Source organism: Lacticaseibacillus parakribbianus, from assembly GCF_025490915.1.
Lineage (GTDB): Bacteria > Bacillota > Bacilli > Lactobacillales > Lactobacillaceae > Lacticaseibacillus > Lacticaseibacillus parakribbianus.
Genome location: NZ_JANQBA010000003.1, coordinates 1 through 14717 on the forward strand (window position 1 = coordinate 1; position 14717 = coordinate 14717).

The 14717-nt window shown below is 61.5% G+C and carries 3 protein-coding genes; 1 reads left to right on the forward strand and 2 read right to left on the reverse strand.

What is annotated here, in order from left to right; translation table 11 throughout:
- Positions 1–9446, reverse strand: a 9446-nt coding sequence (locus NUH19_RS03515; protein WP_262315167.1) for a mucin-binding protein, incomplete at its 3' end; no start/stop codon positions are given.
- 366 nt (positions 9447–9812) lie between these two features.
- On the opposite strand from NUH19_RS03515, the gene NUH19_RS03520 reads away from it, so the two are divergent.
- Complete coding sequence (locus NUH19_RS03520; RefSeq protein WP_262315168.1) at positions 9813–10781, forward strand: WxLIP family cell surface protein; 969 nt, start codon at positions 9813–9815, stop codon at positions 10779–10781.
- Positions 10782–11123: 342 nt separating this feature from the next.
- Here NUH19_RS03520 and NUH19_RS03525 read toward each other — a convergent pair whose 3' ends face one another.
- On the reverse strand, positions 11124–14549 hold the full coding sequence (locus NUH19_RS03525; RefSeq protein ID WP_262315169.1) for a WxL domain-containing protein: 3426 nt from the start codon (positions 14547–14549) through the stop codon (positions 11124–11126).
- Between the last annotated feature and the right edge of the window lie 168 nt (positions 14550–14717).

Consider the following 14717-nt stretch of genomic DNA (forward strand, 5'->3'; position numbering starts at 1 on the left):
GTCGTCGCCGTCCCCTTGCCAGGGGTAGTCGTCGTATCGCCGCCACCTGGGTTCGTGGTATCGCCGCCACCTGGGTTGGTGGTATCGCCACCGCCTGGGTTGGTGGTATCACCACCGCCTGGGTTCGTCGTATCGCCGCCACCTGGGTTGGTGGTGTCGCCGCCACCTGGGTTGGTGGTATCGCCGCCACCTGGGTTGGTGGTATCGCCACCGCCTGGGTTGGTGGTGGCGCCACCACCTGGGTTCGTCGTGTCACCGCCACCTGGGTTCGTCGTGTCGCCACCACCTGGGTTGGTGGTATCGCCGCCACCTGGGTTGGTGGTATCGCCACCGCCTGGGTTCGTCGTGTCGCCACCGCCTGGGTTCGTCGTATCACCGCCGCCTGGGTTGGTGGTATCACCGCCGCCCGGGTTCGTCGTGTCACCGCCGCCTGGGTTCGTCGTGTCGCCACCGCCTGGGTTCGTCGTGTCGCCACCGCCTGGGTTGGTGGTATCGCCACCGCCTGGGTTGGTGGTATCACCACCGCCTGGGTTCGTCGTATCGCCACCGCCTGGGTTCGTGTTCGGACGGATTAGGACAATGTCGAAGCGCTGCTCAACCGCGTCGTCGTGATCGAACGTTGCGCCGGCCGCCTCGTTTTTCTGGACCTGGTAGCCACTGGCGATGAACGCCGCAAGTAGCGTCGACCACTCGGCATCCGGAACCGCCGAGTCGGAGGCACCGGTCGCGTTCACGACGGCCAGTGTCACAATGCTTGGCGTGGAGAAAATAATCTGCGCCTTCTGCTGATTGCCGGTGTAGGTCACCGTAACCGCAGTGTCGCTCGGCGTCGCGGTCGGATCCGGAGCCAGCTGGGCCACCGTCGTCTGATCCGGGGTGTAACCCGCAATCGTCGGGCTGGTGACCCCGGCGTAGGCGCCTTGCGCCGTCGCAACGGTTTGACCCGTCACAACGTCGGTGGTGGTCAGCCAGTCAACCGTCTGCGTCAACGGTGCCGGGGCGGTCGCCGCGCCATTCACCACGTAGGTGATGGTGCGAGTCGTCGTCGCGGTGCCGTGAGTGACCGCGTGGATCAGGTGAATGATCACGTCGCTCATGCCCGGTTCGAAGGTCACCGTGCCGCTTACGGCTTGACCATCGGCCAAAACGTACCCGGTCGGCACTTCTGCCGTCCAGTCTGCCTTGGTGTCGGTTGCGCCACTCAGGGTCTTGGTGTCTCCGACCTGAGCTTCGTCGTTCGCGTCGTCGACGTACTTGACGTTGACCTTCTGGGTATCGGCCTTGTAGGTCACCGTCACTGCGGTGTCCTTCAAAGCGTCAACCGTGGTCGGCGCCAGCGTGGCGATGTCAACGTTATCCAGATCCGGCGTGTAACCGGCGATGGCCGGCGTCTCAACCGCCGCGTAGCCACCTTGGGCCGTCGCAACGGTTTGGCCCGTCACGTTGTCGGTCGAGGTGTTCCAGGTTACAACCTGGGCGACTGGCGCCGGCGTCTTGGTCCCAGCACCGGTGTAGGTGATGGTCCGAGTCGTCGTCGCCGTGCCGTGGGTGACCGCATGGGTCAGGTGGATGATCACGTCGCTCATGCCTGGTTCGAAGGTCACCGTGCCGCTTACGGCTTGACCATCGGCCAAAACGTACCCGGTCGGCACTTCTGCCGTCCAGTCTGCCTTGGTGTCGGTTGCGCCACTCAGGGTCTTGGTGTCTCCGACCTGAGCTTCGTCGTTCGCGTCGTCGACGTACTTGACGTTGACCTTCTGGGTATCGGCCTTGTAGGTCACCGTCACTGCGGTGTCCTTCAGGGCGTCGATGGTCGTCGGGTTCAGAGTTGCCGCGTCGACGCGCTTCACATCTGGTGTGTAACCAGCGATGGTCGGGGTGACAACTGCCGCGTAGCCATCCTGGGCCGTCGCAACGGTTTGGCCCGTCACGTTGTCGGTCGAGGTGTTCCAGGTTACAACCTGGGCGACTGGCTTTGGCGTCTTCGTCCCCGCACCCTTATAGGTGATGGTCCGAGTCGTCGTCGCCGTTCCATGGGTGATGCCGTGGGTCAGGTGAATAATCACGTCATCAGCGTCTGGTTCGAAGGTTACCGAACCGCTTGCGGCCTGGCCATCAGCCAGTACGTAGCCTTCCGGAACCGTAGCCGTCCAGTCACCGGTGGTGTCGGTCGCACCGCTCAGCGTTTCGGTGTCCCCAACCTGGGCCTCGTTGTTCGCGTCGTCGACGTACTTGACGTTGACCTTCTGGGTATCGGCCTTGTAGGTCACCGTCACTGCGGTGTCCTTCAAAGCGTCAACCGTGGTCGGCGCCAGCGTGGCGATGTCAACGTTATCCAGGTCCGGCGTGTAGCCGGCGATGGTCGGCGTCTCAACCGCCGCGTAGCCACCTTGGGCCGTCGCAACGGTTTGGCCCGTCACGTTGTCGGTCGAGGTGTTCCAGGTCACAACCTGGGCGACTGGCGCTGGCGTCTTCGTCCCAGCACCGGTGTAGGTGATGGTCCGAGTCGTCGTCGCCGTGCCGTGGGTGACCGCGTGGGTCAGGTGGATAATCACGTCATTGTTTGTTGCCGCGAAGGTTACCGTGCCGCTTGCGGCCTGGCCGTCAGCCAGTACGTAACCTTCCGGAACCGTAGCCGTCCAGTCACCGGTGGTGTCGGTCGCGCCGCTCAAAGTGCCGGTCTCTCCGACCTGAGCTTCCTTGTTGGCGTCGTCAACGTACTTCACATTGATTGTTTGGATATCGGCCTTGTAGGTCACCGTCACTGCGGTGTCCTTCAGGGCGTCGATGGTCGTCGGGTTCAGAGCTGCCGCGTCGACACGCTTCACATCCGGTGTGTAGCCGGCGATGGCCGGGGTGACAACTGTAGCGTAACCATCCTGGGCTGTCGCAACGGTTTGACCCGTCACAACATCGGTTGAGGTGTTCCAGGTCACATTTTGAACAACCTGCTTCGGCGTTGCGGTGCCAGCACCCACATAGGTGATGGTTCGCTTGGTCGTCGCGGTGCCATGCGTCACCTGGTGAACCAGGTGGATCTGGTAAAGACTGAAATCACTGGCCGGAATCTCGTAGGCAACCGTGTCGCCCTGATTGGCCGCCAGCAGGTAGCCGGCCGGCACGGTCACGTGGTAGGTACCGGTCGTCGCGGTGGCGCCGCTGCGCTGATCGCGGTTCACAATCACTAGGCGACCGGCCGTGGTGGCCGAATCGTCGATGTAGAGGAACTGCGCGAACTGCGTGGTGCCGGAGTAGGTCACCGTGGTGGTGACGTCAATTGGCTTGGTCGTGGTGCTGGTCAGCGCCGTGCCAAAAGCGGTCGCCGCATTCGCGGTGTAGCCGGTGACGCTCGGCGAGGCCACCAAGTCCAGCGCCGTTTTGTCCGGCGTGTAGGTCGTGACATGAGTCACATTATCGGTGGTCGCCTGCCAAGCCACGGTCTGCGTCTTCGGGGCGAGGCCGAGGTCCTTGCCGTTGCCGGCTTGGTAAACCACGGTGTAAGTCGTCGTGACGGCGGCTGGCACCACGGTCTGGGCGTGGGTCAGGTGGATCACGAGCGGCGCGTTACCGGTGGCAGCAAAAGTGTAGTCGCCGCTTGCGGCCTGGCCTTCCGCCAGCTTGTAACCCAGCATCTGCCAATCCAGCCAGCCCGTGTGAGCCGCGGTCATCGCGGTGCCATCCGCGGTCCAGGCCACCGTCTCATCAGTGGCACCGCTCAGGGTGGCATCCGTGCCGACCTGCTTGCCGGTGACATCATCGATAAAACGAACCGTGGCCTGTTGTCCATCAGCAGTGTAGGTCACCGTCACGTCGGTATTCTTCAAAGCGTCAACCGTCGTCGGCGCAAGTGTGGCCGCATCAACGTTGGCTGGGTCCGGTGTGTAGCCGGCGATGGTCGGCGTCTCAACCGCCGCGTAGCCATCCTGGGCCGTCGCAACGGTTTGGCCCGTCACGTTGTCGGTCGAGGTGTTCCAGGCCACGGTTTGCACAATCGGCTCCGGCGTCTTGGTGCCAGCACCGGCGTAGGTGATGGTCCGAGTCGTCGTCTTCGTGCCGTGGGTGATGCCATGGGTCAGGTGAATGGTTACGTCGCCGGTACCCGGCTCGAAGGTCACCGTGCCGCTTGCGGCCTGGCCGTCAGCCAGAACGTAGCCTTCCGGAACCGTAGCCGTCCAGTCGGCCGTGGTGTCGGTGTCGCCGCTCAGCGTTGTGATTTCGCCGACCTGAGCGCCATTTTTGGCGTCATCGACGTACTTCACGTTGACCGTCTGAGTACCAGCCGAGTAGGTCACCGTCACCACCGTGTCCTTCAGCGCGTCAACCGTCGTCGGCGCAAGTGTGGCCGCATCAACGTTGGCGGGGTCCGGTGTGTAGCCGGCGATGGTCGGTGTCTCAACCGCCGCGTAACCATCCTGGGCCGTCGCAACGGTTTGGCCCGTCACAACATCGGTTGAGGTGTTCCAGGTCACAGTTTGTACAATCGGCTCCGGCGTCTTGGTGCCAGCACCGGCGTAGGTGATAGTCCGAGTCGTCGTCTTCGTGCCGTGGGTGATGCCATGGGTCAGGTGAATGGTTACGTCGCCGGTACCCGGCTCGAAGGTTACCGAACCGCTTGCGGCCTGGCCGTCAGCCAGAACGTAGCCTTCCGGAACTGTAGCCGTCCAGTCGGCCGTGGTGTCGGTGTCGCCGCTCAACGTCGTAACCTCGCCGACCTGAGCGCCATTTTTGGCGTCATCGACGTACTTCACGTTGACCGTCTGAGTACCAGCCGAGTAGGTCACCGTCACCACCGTGTCCTTCAACGCGTCAATCGTCGTCGGCGCAAGTGTGGCCGAGTCGACGCTAGCCTTGTCGACTGTGTAACCTTCGATGGTCGGCGTCTCAACCGCCGCGTAGCCATCCTGGGCCGTCGCAACGGTTTGGCCCGTCACCAAGTCGGTCGAGGTGTTCCAGGTCACAACCTGGGCGACTGGCTCCGGCGTCTTAGTGCCAGCACCGGCGTAGGTGATGGTCCGAGTCGTCGTCTTCGTGCCGTGGGTGATTTCGTGCTTCAGGTGAAACAACACGACACCAGGGGTTGGTGTCAGCGTCACGTTGTTGATGTCGTAAGTACCCGGGGCAAAGTAATAGCCAGGGCGCCATTTTGCCACAACCTGTGTCGTCTCGCCATTGAGGCCACTCACCGTCTCGGTTTCGCCAACCTGGGCGCCGTTGTTGTCGTCGTCGACGTACTTGATGAGTACCGTCACGGTGTCGGGCACATAGTTGAACACCGCCGTGGTGTCCTCCGGCTCGGTCGTCGTCGACTCACCGACCACGCCACCGGTCAGCGTCTTGTCGCCATCAATCTTGTAACCCTTGACTTCCGGCGCGGTGTAAGCCGCGTAAGGTTTATCCAGCGTGTACGTCGTGACCCCGGTCTGGTTGTCCGTGACCACGTTCCAATTCGCCGTCTGCGTGACCGTTGCCGGCGCGAGCTTCGGGTCGTTCGCGACGGTGAAGTTGATGGTGCGAACGGTTTCCAGCGTATCAGTCGTGGTGGCGTGAATTAGGTGGATCGTCAGGTTGTCCGATTCATCCGCGGTGAGGGTGTAGGCGACCGTGCTGGCCTGATCCTTGGCCAAAACGTAGCCGCTCGGCACAACGGTCGTGTAGGTGCCGGTTTGGCCAACGATGCCGGAGACCGCCTTAGGAAGGGTCGAGACCGTGTCCCCCGTGGTATCATCCACGTAGCTCACGTCCAAAGAAGCTTCTTGATCCAGCTCGTACTGGGCGAAGTCGCCGTCGAAGTTGTCGACAACGGTCTGGCCGAATGCGGCAACGCCGTCGTCCTCACCGTCGACCAGGTGCAGCGAGTTGGCTCGCAGCGTGTAGCCTTCCGGCAAAAGCGCGAGATCGGCAGCCGACAGCGTGGCGGGGTAGTCGTTTTCCAGCGTGTCAATCTTGTCCTTGAGCGTCTTGTTCAAGTCCGTCAACGCGACGTACTGGTCCTTGCCGGCGGCGTCGACGTAATGCGCCCGAGCGTAGATGGTCGACTCGCCGGTGATGGCAAGGCTTGCGGCCTTGTCGTAAACCGAGACCGTGTTGCCGGCCGTGTAAAGGGCCGTCGAGATGTAGCCGGTGGTGAGTGCCTGATTCTTCATGTCCTCGACCGTGCCGACAATGGCAATGCGGCCGGTGGTCGAGGCCTGTGGCAGGTCGCCGAGCACGATGATCAGCGAGCGAATCGCAGCCCAGTTGGTGACCCCATCGGCCTCGACGTAACCCGTCAGGTCCGGCGTGGTGCCACTCAGCGTTGAGCGACTGGTCGAGTACAGCACCTTGGCACCGGTCAGCGGAACGGTAGAACCGTCCTGCAGGGTCAGCGCGTCAGGCAGCTGCACGGAACCGGTGAGCCGGAACGTGTAGGTCGAGCCTTGGTCGTCGCCGACCTCGGGCAGGTTGACCGCGACTGCGGCATCCGTGACACCCTGGCCGGCCGTGTTCAACACGGCGGTGTAGAAGGTCATCGGGTTGGTGCTGTTCTTATCGATGGTCGCGGCGTCGGTCGGCGACAGATCATCCCCCTGCGCGACGCTGGACTCGTAAGTACCTTCGATGGTTTCAATTTTCCAATCAAGGCCATCTGCGTCAACTTCGATGGCATCCGCGTCACCCAGCGTCTCAGCCAGGTTCGTGACCTTGGTGGTCTGTGAAATCGGGGTGTTCGGCGTTGTGACGTAAGCCCGCAAATGATAGTCGCCGGCCATTGCATCAGGCGCGTTGTGCATGACAACCTGCAGATTAGATGTGGTAATCGTGGCCGTGTTGACTGATTCACCGGTCCCGGTGAAGTCAACCTTCACCACCGTGCTGCCGCCCTCAATCTCTGTCGTTGTAATCTTGGCATCCTGTGCGTAGTTCACTCCGTCAACGACAAAGGCACTCGGCACCACGAAGTAGAAAATCGGTTCGTAAATCAGATCCGTGGTCTGGCCACTGTTGCCGGCCAGGGATACATACATCTTGCTGTCCTGACCCTGTCCCGGCGTGTTCGTCCCGGGATCACTCGGACGTGAATCGTACCCAATCACGTGAATCCAACCGGTTGGCTCAACCACCGTTTCGGTAACCTTCCCGGGCTTATTGCTTGCGGCGTCGATGCCAGGCGCATCCAAGGTAATGGTCGCAATCAGTTGAGCGCCAACTTGCACCGCATCGCCGTTATCATAGGTGGCCGACAGGTGCCCGTAGGCCGTGAAAAAGTCAGTCTGAGCCCCTGGAACCAGGTAGTCGGGGGTCAACACAGCGGTGCGAATTGTGCCCGTGCTGGTAATCGCCTCACCGGCCGCAACCGTGCCGGTCTCGGTAGTACCGTCGGCCAACGTCAGGACATAACTGTAGCTCTTAGTTCCCGGCATGTACCAATGGTAAGTCGCCGTGCCTGCCGGGGTCTGGATCTTGTTGACGTTCATGCCATCCGGAACGGTGATGGTAATGGTGGCGTCTGTCGCCGGTGCCGCACCGTCATAGGTCGCGGCAAGTCTGAACAAAGAGGCCGGGTCGTTGGTCGGATCGGCGTCCAGAACCAACTTTGCGTCATTGCTGCTGGAGTTACCTTTGCCGTCGTACTCAGCAACAGCGCCTTGGCTCCCAGCGGCGGTGCCCAGTAGCGTGGCCGTCCAGGTCGCACCCGTGAAGGTCCACTTGGTCCCTGCCGAATCAACCTGCTGCACCATGACCACGGGACCGGCCGCCGTCAGGGTCTGATCATCGGTCGTCTGTGTCAAATCAAACTGTCCGGCAATCCGGTAAGGTGCTTGGCCCTGGAAGTTCTGACCCCCAGCGCCCTTCGGCACCGTAATAATCACATCACTGCCTGCGCCACCGGCCTGGGTAATGGTCGTGCCGTCATCAAAGGCGTTGACCGCTGCCGTTAATTCGGCGTTCAGAACGAACCCAGCCGGGGTCGGCACGGTGATGACGGTGCCGTGGTTGACCGCGGAGTTGACCCGCTTCGAATCCTCCGAGTCATCGAAGACCCCATCGTCTTCGTTAATCGCAAGCTCCCAGACATAGTCCACGTTCGGGAGAATTTTATCGATATTCGTTCCCGGGTGGATTCGGGTCGGCGACTTCACATCGGCCGTCGGTGTGGCCGTGGCGGTCCAGCTGGCCTCACCGGTCTGCACCCCGTTAACGTCAACGGTGGCGGTGTACTGGCGGACGCCAACAAAATCGGCCGGCTTCTCCTGACCGATGTAATTGCTCCGCAGATCGTAATAAATGATCTGCTGGAAGGTCCCCCCTTGCTTAAACGTCGTGGTAACGGTTCGGCTGCCATCCGCGTTCTTGACCATCTTCGAACTACCGATATCAGGGGACTGGAAGTCTGCGATTCGGTTGTACATGAAGACGCCCGTGTCGGCCGGCAGCGTGACAGTGACCACATCGCCCTGCTTGACGCTCATATCAATGGTGAATTGGAGTGCAGTCTGCCCGGACTGGTAGCCAACTTCTGTCGCGGAAGGGGTCAGCGTGGCCGTCGACGCGTTCGACGGCGTAGTTCCGGTCGGTGCGGCCGGCGTCTGAGGCGTTTCAGATGCGACGCTTTGAGCCGAACGCTTGGCCGCGGTCGCTTCTTGAGCAGTCTCCTGCTCGGCTGCGGTGGCATCGGCACTGCCGTCGGTCGCATTGGCGGAATCGGCAATGCCAGTCGTTGCATCCGTGCTGGTCGCACTAGACGCACTCACGCCGCTGGCCGCAGCCGTGGTCGCGGTACCAGCCGCATCAGCTGCATCGGTCGTCTCCGTCTTGTCACGCGAATCGACCGGCGCAACGCTTGGCGTCGCCTCGGTTGAACTTGTTGTTTCACTGGTGCCGGCAGTCTTGACCGCGGTCGCGCTTGCGACGGTCGCCCCTTGGACGGCGGTCGTCACGGTCCGGTCAGCCACGGTCTGTCCGGTAACGGCACCGGCGGCCGCGGCCTTAACGTCGGTTGCCGCGGCCGACTGCGGATCGCTCGGCTGCGCCACCGTCAGCGTTCCGGCCTTCACGTCGGTCGCGGTCAGCTTTTGGGCCGGGTTGGCCGCCTGCAACGCGGCCAGGCCCTGGGTACTCAAAGTGGCGGTGTACTGGCCATCAAGGCCTGCAACCGCAGTGGTCTGGAAATCTTCAGCTGTCCAGTCCGGAGCCACCAAGCCGGCGGCCAGGGCAACGTCGAAGACGTTGCCGGTCGCGCTGGTGCCTGTCAGATTCTGGATGGTGACCTGGGGCGTCGCCGTCTGAACCGCAGTGGTCTCAGCAGCGTGGACCGGGCTGGCCGGCCGCACGAAGCTAAGGCTCCCTGCAAAGAACAGAGAGATGCCCATGACTGCCCAGGCCTTACCAGATTTGAACATCTTGTAGTGACGTTTTTCCTGGTACGTCGCCCGAGCTAATTTAGCACGTTGTTCATTTCGTTGCATGTGACCCACTCCTCAGATTGGTCACACTCCCGAAAAACTGTTCCCCCAGTTAATGAACTTTATACGTCCAGTTTAGTTGATTTCGCTCATTTTTCAAGATGATTATTGAAATATAATGCACATATTCTGCTTTGCGGCCGGCACGGGTTGTCCCACCGCGGCGGAGGCCGCCGCAATGGCATTAGAATAACACCGCAAGGCACAATTCGGCGACCGTGACCGGAGGCAATCCGTTTTTCGCAACTCAGTCTTTCAAAAGCCGACCAGGCGTGGTGCCGGCGCCTGATTATGGGAATCATCACCTTGCCGTCGCAACTCGCCAGCCAGACTGGTAAACTGGAACCAAAGTCAAAGGAGACGCTTTTTATGAAACGATTGGCCAGTTTTTTGTTCCTGCTTGCCGCAGCGGTGCTGCTGTGGCCGGTCGCCACGGCTAAGGCCGCGACCTTCGCGGTGGCGCCGGTTTTTCCCAGCAACCAGATCGACCGGGCGAGCGGCTACCTCGACCTGCGGGTGACGCCGGGCAGCGAGCAGACGCTGCACATCAAGGTGCAAAATCAAACCGCGGCGTCGCATCGCTACCAGGTCGCCGTCAACCGCGCCGCCACCAGCGCCACCGGTGTGATCGATTACACCAAGCATGATCTGCCGGCCGCCAAGTCGCTGGCCGTCAACATCGAGACGCTGCTGCCGGCGGTTCAGACCGTCACCGTCGGCCCACACAAGGTGGCCACCGTGGCGCTGCGGCTGACCGTCCCGCAGACGTCTTTCGCCGGGATTCTGCTGGGCGGCATCCGCGTCCAGCAGGCCGATGGCGCCGACGCCGGCCAGGTCGCCTACGTGATTGGTCTGCAGCTGCGGCAGACCAAACCGCTGCCGGCGCCCAAGCTACGGCTGAACCAGGTTGCGGCCACCGCCACCGGCAGCGGTGTGACCGTCGCCGCCAAGCTTGAAAACACCGCGGCGACCATCGTCAATGACCTGAACGTCAAGGCGGCGATCACCCGGGTCGGCTCGACCAAGGTGGTCCTTCACCGCCAGGTCAGCGGCTTGCGCATGGCGCCAAACAGCGTCTTCGCCTTTCCGGTAGCGCTGACCCCGACGACACTAGCGGCCGGCCGCTACGAGGCCACCATCACGGCCAAGGCCGGCGCCAAAACCTGGCACTTCACCCGCCGATTCGCAGTCAAGGCTGCGGTCACCCAGGCCGCGACCAGCAGCACCCAATCCCCGACGCGCCACGGCCTCGCTCTGGCCCCGTGGCTGGTCGCCGGCCTGATTATCGTGCTGGCGGGACTGGCGCTTGGCGTGTTCTACCTGCTGAGCAACCGGTAGTGGCCGCTCGCGACTGGCCGCAGTCTGCGGCCAGTTCCCGCGAGTGGCAGCAGCCCTGTACGGTGGTTACCTCACCGCCGGGGGCCTCGGCTCACTCAGCCGCTTCCGGGCTGCAGCGTTGAACTTGCGCGGTTGCTTGCCGCCAGCGCTGACCACCCACCCGATTTTCGGACGGTGGCCAGAGCTACGCGGTCCTTCGCCGCCGGAGCGACTGCCGGGCTAACGCCGGCGGTTCACAATATGAACGACCTGCGACACAGCCGCTTGGCGAGCGGCCCCCCTTTTCAAGACGCAAAAACGGCACCTCTCGATAAACTCGGGAGGTGCCGTTTTGATTGCCAATCACGGTGCGACTTCGACCTGCCAGGTCATGTCGGCCGCGTAGTTGTCACCGTCGCTGGCACCGGCGTTGGCCGGTAGGTTCAGGAACACGTTCTTGGCGTCCCAGAGCATCCGGTAGGTGCCGGATGCACCCGCGAGGTTCTCCACCAGTGTCTGCTTGGTGCCGTCCAGCGGCACCGTCTGGTTGGCGGTGCCGGACAGGCCGGCGACCTTGGCGCCGGCGCTGGTCGCGTCACCCAAGTAGGTCGTCACGGCGCCGAGGCTGATGTCGGCGCCGGTCAGGTCCCCGCTGGTCGCCTCGGGCTTCATCGTGTTGCCGGTGACGCTCAGGCGCCAGCCGCCGGCGGTCGGCGCCTCGACGGTGGCGGCGAGAACGCCGCTGCCGCTGGCGGCACTGAGGTCCGTCGGGAGGTTCGTGGCCAGAACGGTCGGCGGCGTGGTCCCATTCCAGCCGGCGAGCTTGGTCGCGCCGGTCTTCAGGGCCTGGCGCTGCGCGTAAGGCACCATGACGGTCTGTCCGAAGTTCAGGTCCGTCGGGTGCGTGGTCAGGGTCGGCACCGTCTGGAGCTCCTGCTGGAGGGTGATGGTGGTGGTGGAACTGACGTACATCTGAGAATTATTCGTCACCGATCCGTCCGTATTGCTGTAAGTGAGGAGCACCTGACTACCATCACCCTGCTCCACCTTGGTTTTACTCGGGTCAAAGCCGCTAGCCATCTGATAGCCGAAAAACTGGTTGTAGTCAAAGTCAATCGGTTCTGCCAGACTGCTGTAACCAGCAAATGGCGTGGGCTCAGATAGCCGCACGTAAAGTTGCGTGTTAGGAACAATTATTCCCTTACCACCCAGTAATGTGTCCGGATCGGGTAAGACAATTTCGCCGTTCTCCGTGTCGCTGGCGACGAGGGCCTGACCAATAGCCTTGGTCCGGGCGGCATCCGAGTAGAAGGTCAGCTGGAGCTGGGCTCCGAGCAGGCCAACAATCTTGTCATCCAACGTATGGCCCTGCACAACAATCGTATCACGCCGCAAGATGACCGCTAATCCTCCTTTAGCAACGCTCACATTGCTTCGATTGGCCGCATCTAGATAGGTGTGATCATTAATTTTATAGGCATCCGTGTTGGTCTCTGCCATGTAGGTCGAAAAGCCATCATTGCTCCCACCAAACGTAAACTTGACGGTACGAGGCAGGGGATTAGTGAAGCCGCTGATGCTTGCCTCTGCGGCGTCGGCCGGGGTTGCGTACTTGGCGTTCGTCGCGTCAAGTGTCACTCGTACATCATAGGTCGTTCCGGCCGCAATCGTGTTGGCGGTGGTGCCAAACAGGCTGGCAATTTGGGCGTCAGTGACATCGAGAATCCCATCGGCCTGAGCTGGTACCCTCAGCGTCTTGCCAGTGCTGGTTGCACCCATACCCAAAAGATTAACCGCAACACCGGTCAGGTGTTTGAGACTACCATACGCATAGGTCGGAATGCCTGGCAAGTTAGTTACGGAGCTGGTCGGAGCCGTGGGCATTTTGGCAGAAAAATCCGTTTCAATCGTGTAGGTCTTCACCGCCGCCTGCTTGGTGTTACCAACCACCAGCTGACCGTTGTCGATCGAGACACTGTCGACAGTGGTATCGAAACTGCCGGTCGCCCCAACGGTGTTGACGCCGGTGAAGCCCTTGCCCAGCTCCCACTTGGCATAGTAAGTCTTGGTTGGCGCGGCCCAACCGCTTGGCGCCGTCGCCTTGAAGGAAACGTACCGCGTCTGGGTTCCGAGCAAGGTGTTCGGGACGCTCCAGCTGGCCAGACCGGTGCTGGTGGCGGTCGTTTGGTCGCCGCCGGCCACGGCATCGGTCGTGTTGTTCAGCTCTTTGAGCGTAAACTGCTCGCCGGGCACCACTTCGGTCGGGGTAGCCGTGTTGACCGCCTTAATCTGCATGGTTTTCTGTGCATCGGTCAGGCTGCTCAGCGGCGTCACGTAGACATTCAGGGTCTCAAGGCGTGAATCTGCCTTGGCGGCAACAGTTTTCGTCACACCGGCTGGTGCAGTCGAGGTGATTTTGCCCGTCGTTGAATCCAGGCCGATGGTGAACTTGCCGCCTGGTAGGTAGTACTGGTCGCTGTTGGTGAAGCTCAGGCTCGAGAGCGGCTGGTTGCCGTCGCCGGTCCCCACACCCCAGTAAAAGGCGGAGCCTGTCGTGTAACCCTTGGGCTGGATTTCGGCGTCACCACCAGCGGTCGTCTTGGCCTGCATATCGGCGAACTCAGCGTCGACGTTCGCAACCGACGTGTTTTTTACCGAATCAATCACGTTCAGCGACTTCACCTGGTACAACTTGAGGTATAAGGTCTTGCCGACCACCGTGTACTGCTGGAGGCCCTTGTTGGCCGAGCTCTTCGTGTTATTCCATAGAGGCATCCCTAAGCCATCCAGGCTGATGGTTGGGAGGGTTGGCGTGTTAGGCATATAGTAATTCTTGCTAAAAAGAGAGGTGTTTAGACGCGCGTAGGAGCCGGTGTTGCCGATGGTCCCACCCACAGGGGTCTTGTAGCTGATCAAAGTTGAACTCTGGAAGGGTATCATGCCGGAAAGTGTCGGGACGAGCGTTGGAACCCCAGCGACGTTGGTGTAATAATCAGTGAAGAATCCTGCCGGGACCGCTCCGTTGCCGGCCGTCACGCCGCCACCGCTGAGTGATCCAAGTCCCATCGCGTACTTCAACAGCGACGTTGAATTACTGGAGGCGTTATCGTACAAGGTCGCATACTGCATTGTCCCGTCGAGCCATCCCCGCGTATAGTAGAAAAGTGGAAATTCCGACAGCGTGTAAGGAGCCCCATCGACGTCGTTGCCGACCGACCGCGGAATGAACCGATAGCCATCCGCCGACCGGGTCGGGTTGGCCATGCTGTACGCCTCACTCAAACTCAGTGAACCGGCGGTGACGCCGCCAACTGACGCCGTCAGTGTAGACTTGTTGCTGCTGGTGCTCTGGGCAAAATGCCCGGCCGTCGCGCGAATCGCATACGACACGGTACCGCTGGTTTTGTAAGCCACGGTCACCTTACTGCCGGACTGCGTCATCGTGAACTTGGCATTGTCCAGCGCTGTCACAGAACTGTCGAAGGCAGTCAGTCCGGCCTTCAAGGTATCGGTCGTCGTCGTTAAGTTAGCTGCACCGAGATCATAGGTCACCGTGCGACCGACGCTGGCATCACTGTCAACAACCTTGACATTGACTGTCTGACCCGCCACATAGCTGTTGCTGGTCTTGTCCGTCGTGTCCATCTTGATACTCCCCGGAATCGCCGCGGCGGTCAGGACAACCGGCACCGCACCGGCCAGGCTGCCTGCGACGGCCATCAAGGTGGCCAGCAGGGTGATCAGTCTGAGCCGCAGCGGCTTTTTAGTTTTCGCATGAAGATTGCGCATGGCGATTCCTCCCGTGGGTTTGTATAAGATAATCATAGCGCATCACCGGCGGCAGTTACCGCCAGCTTTGCTAAAAAGGCTTTGTGCATCCTGTTCATTCGGGTCGTTCATCGGGTGACCGACGCGTTGATCGTGCGTCCCGGCGTGTGTCGTCGGGCGGTGCCATTG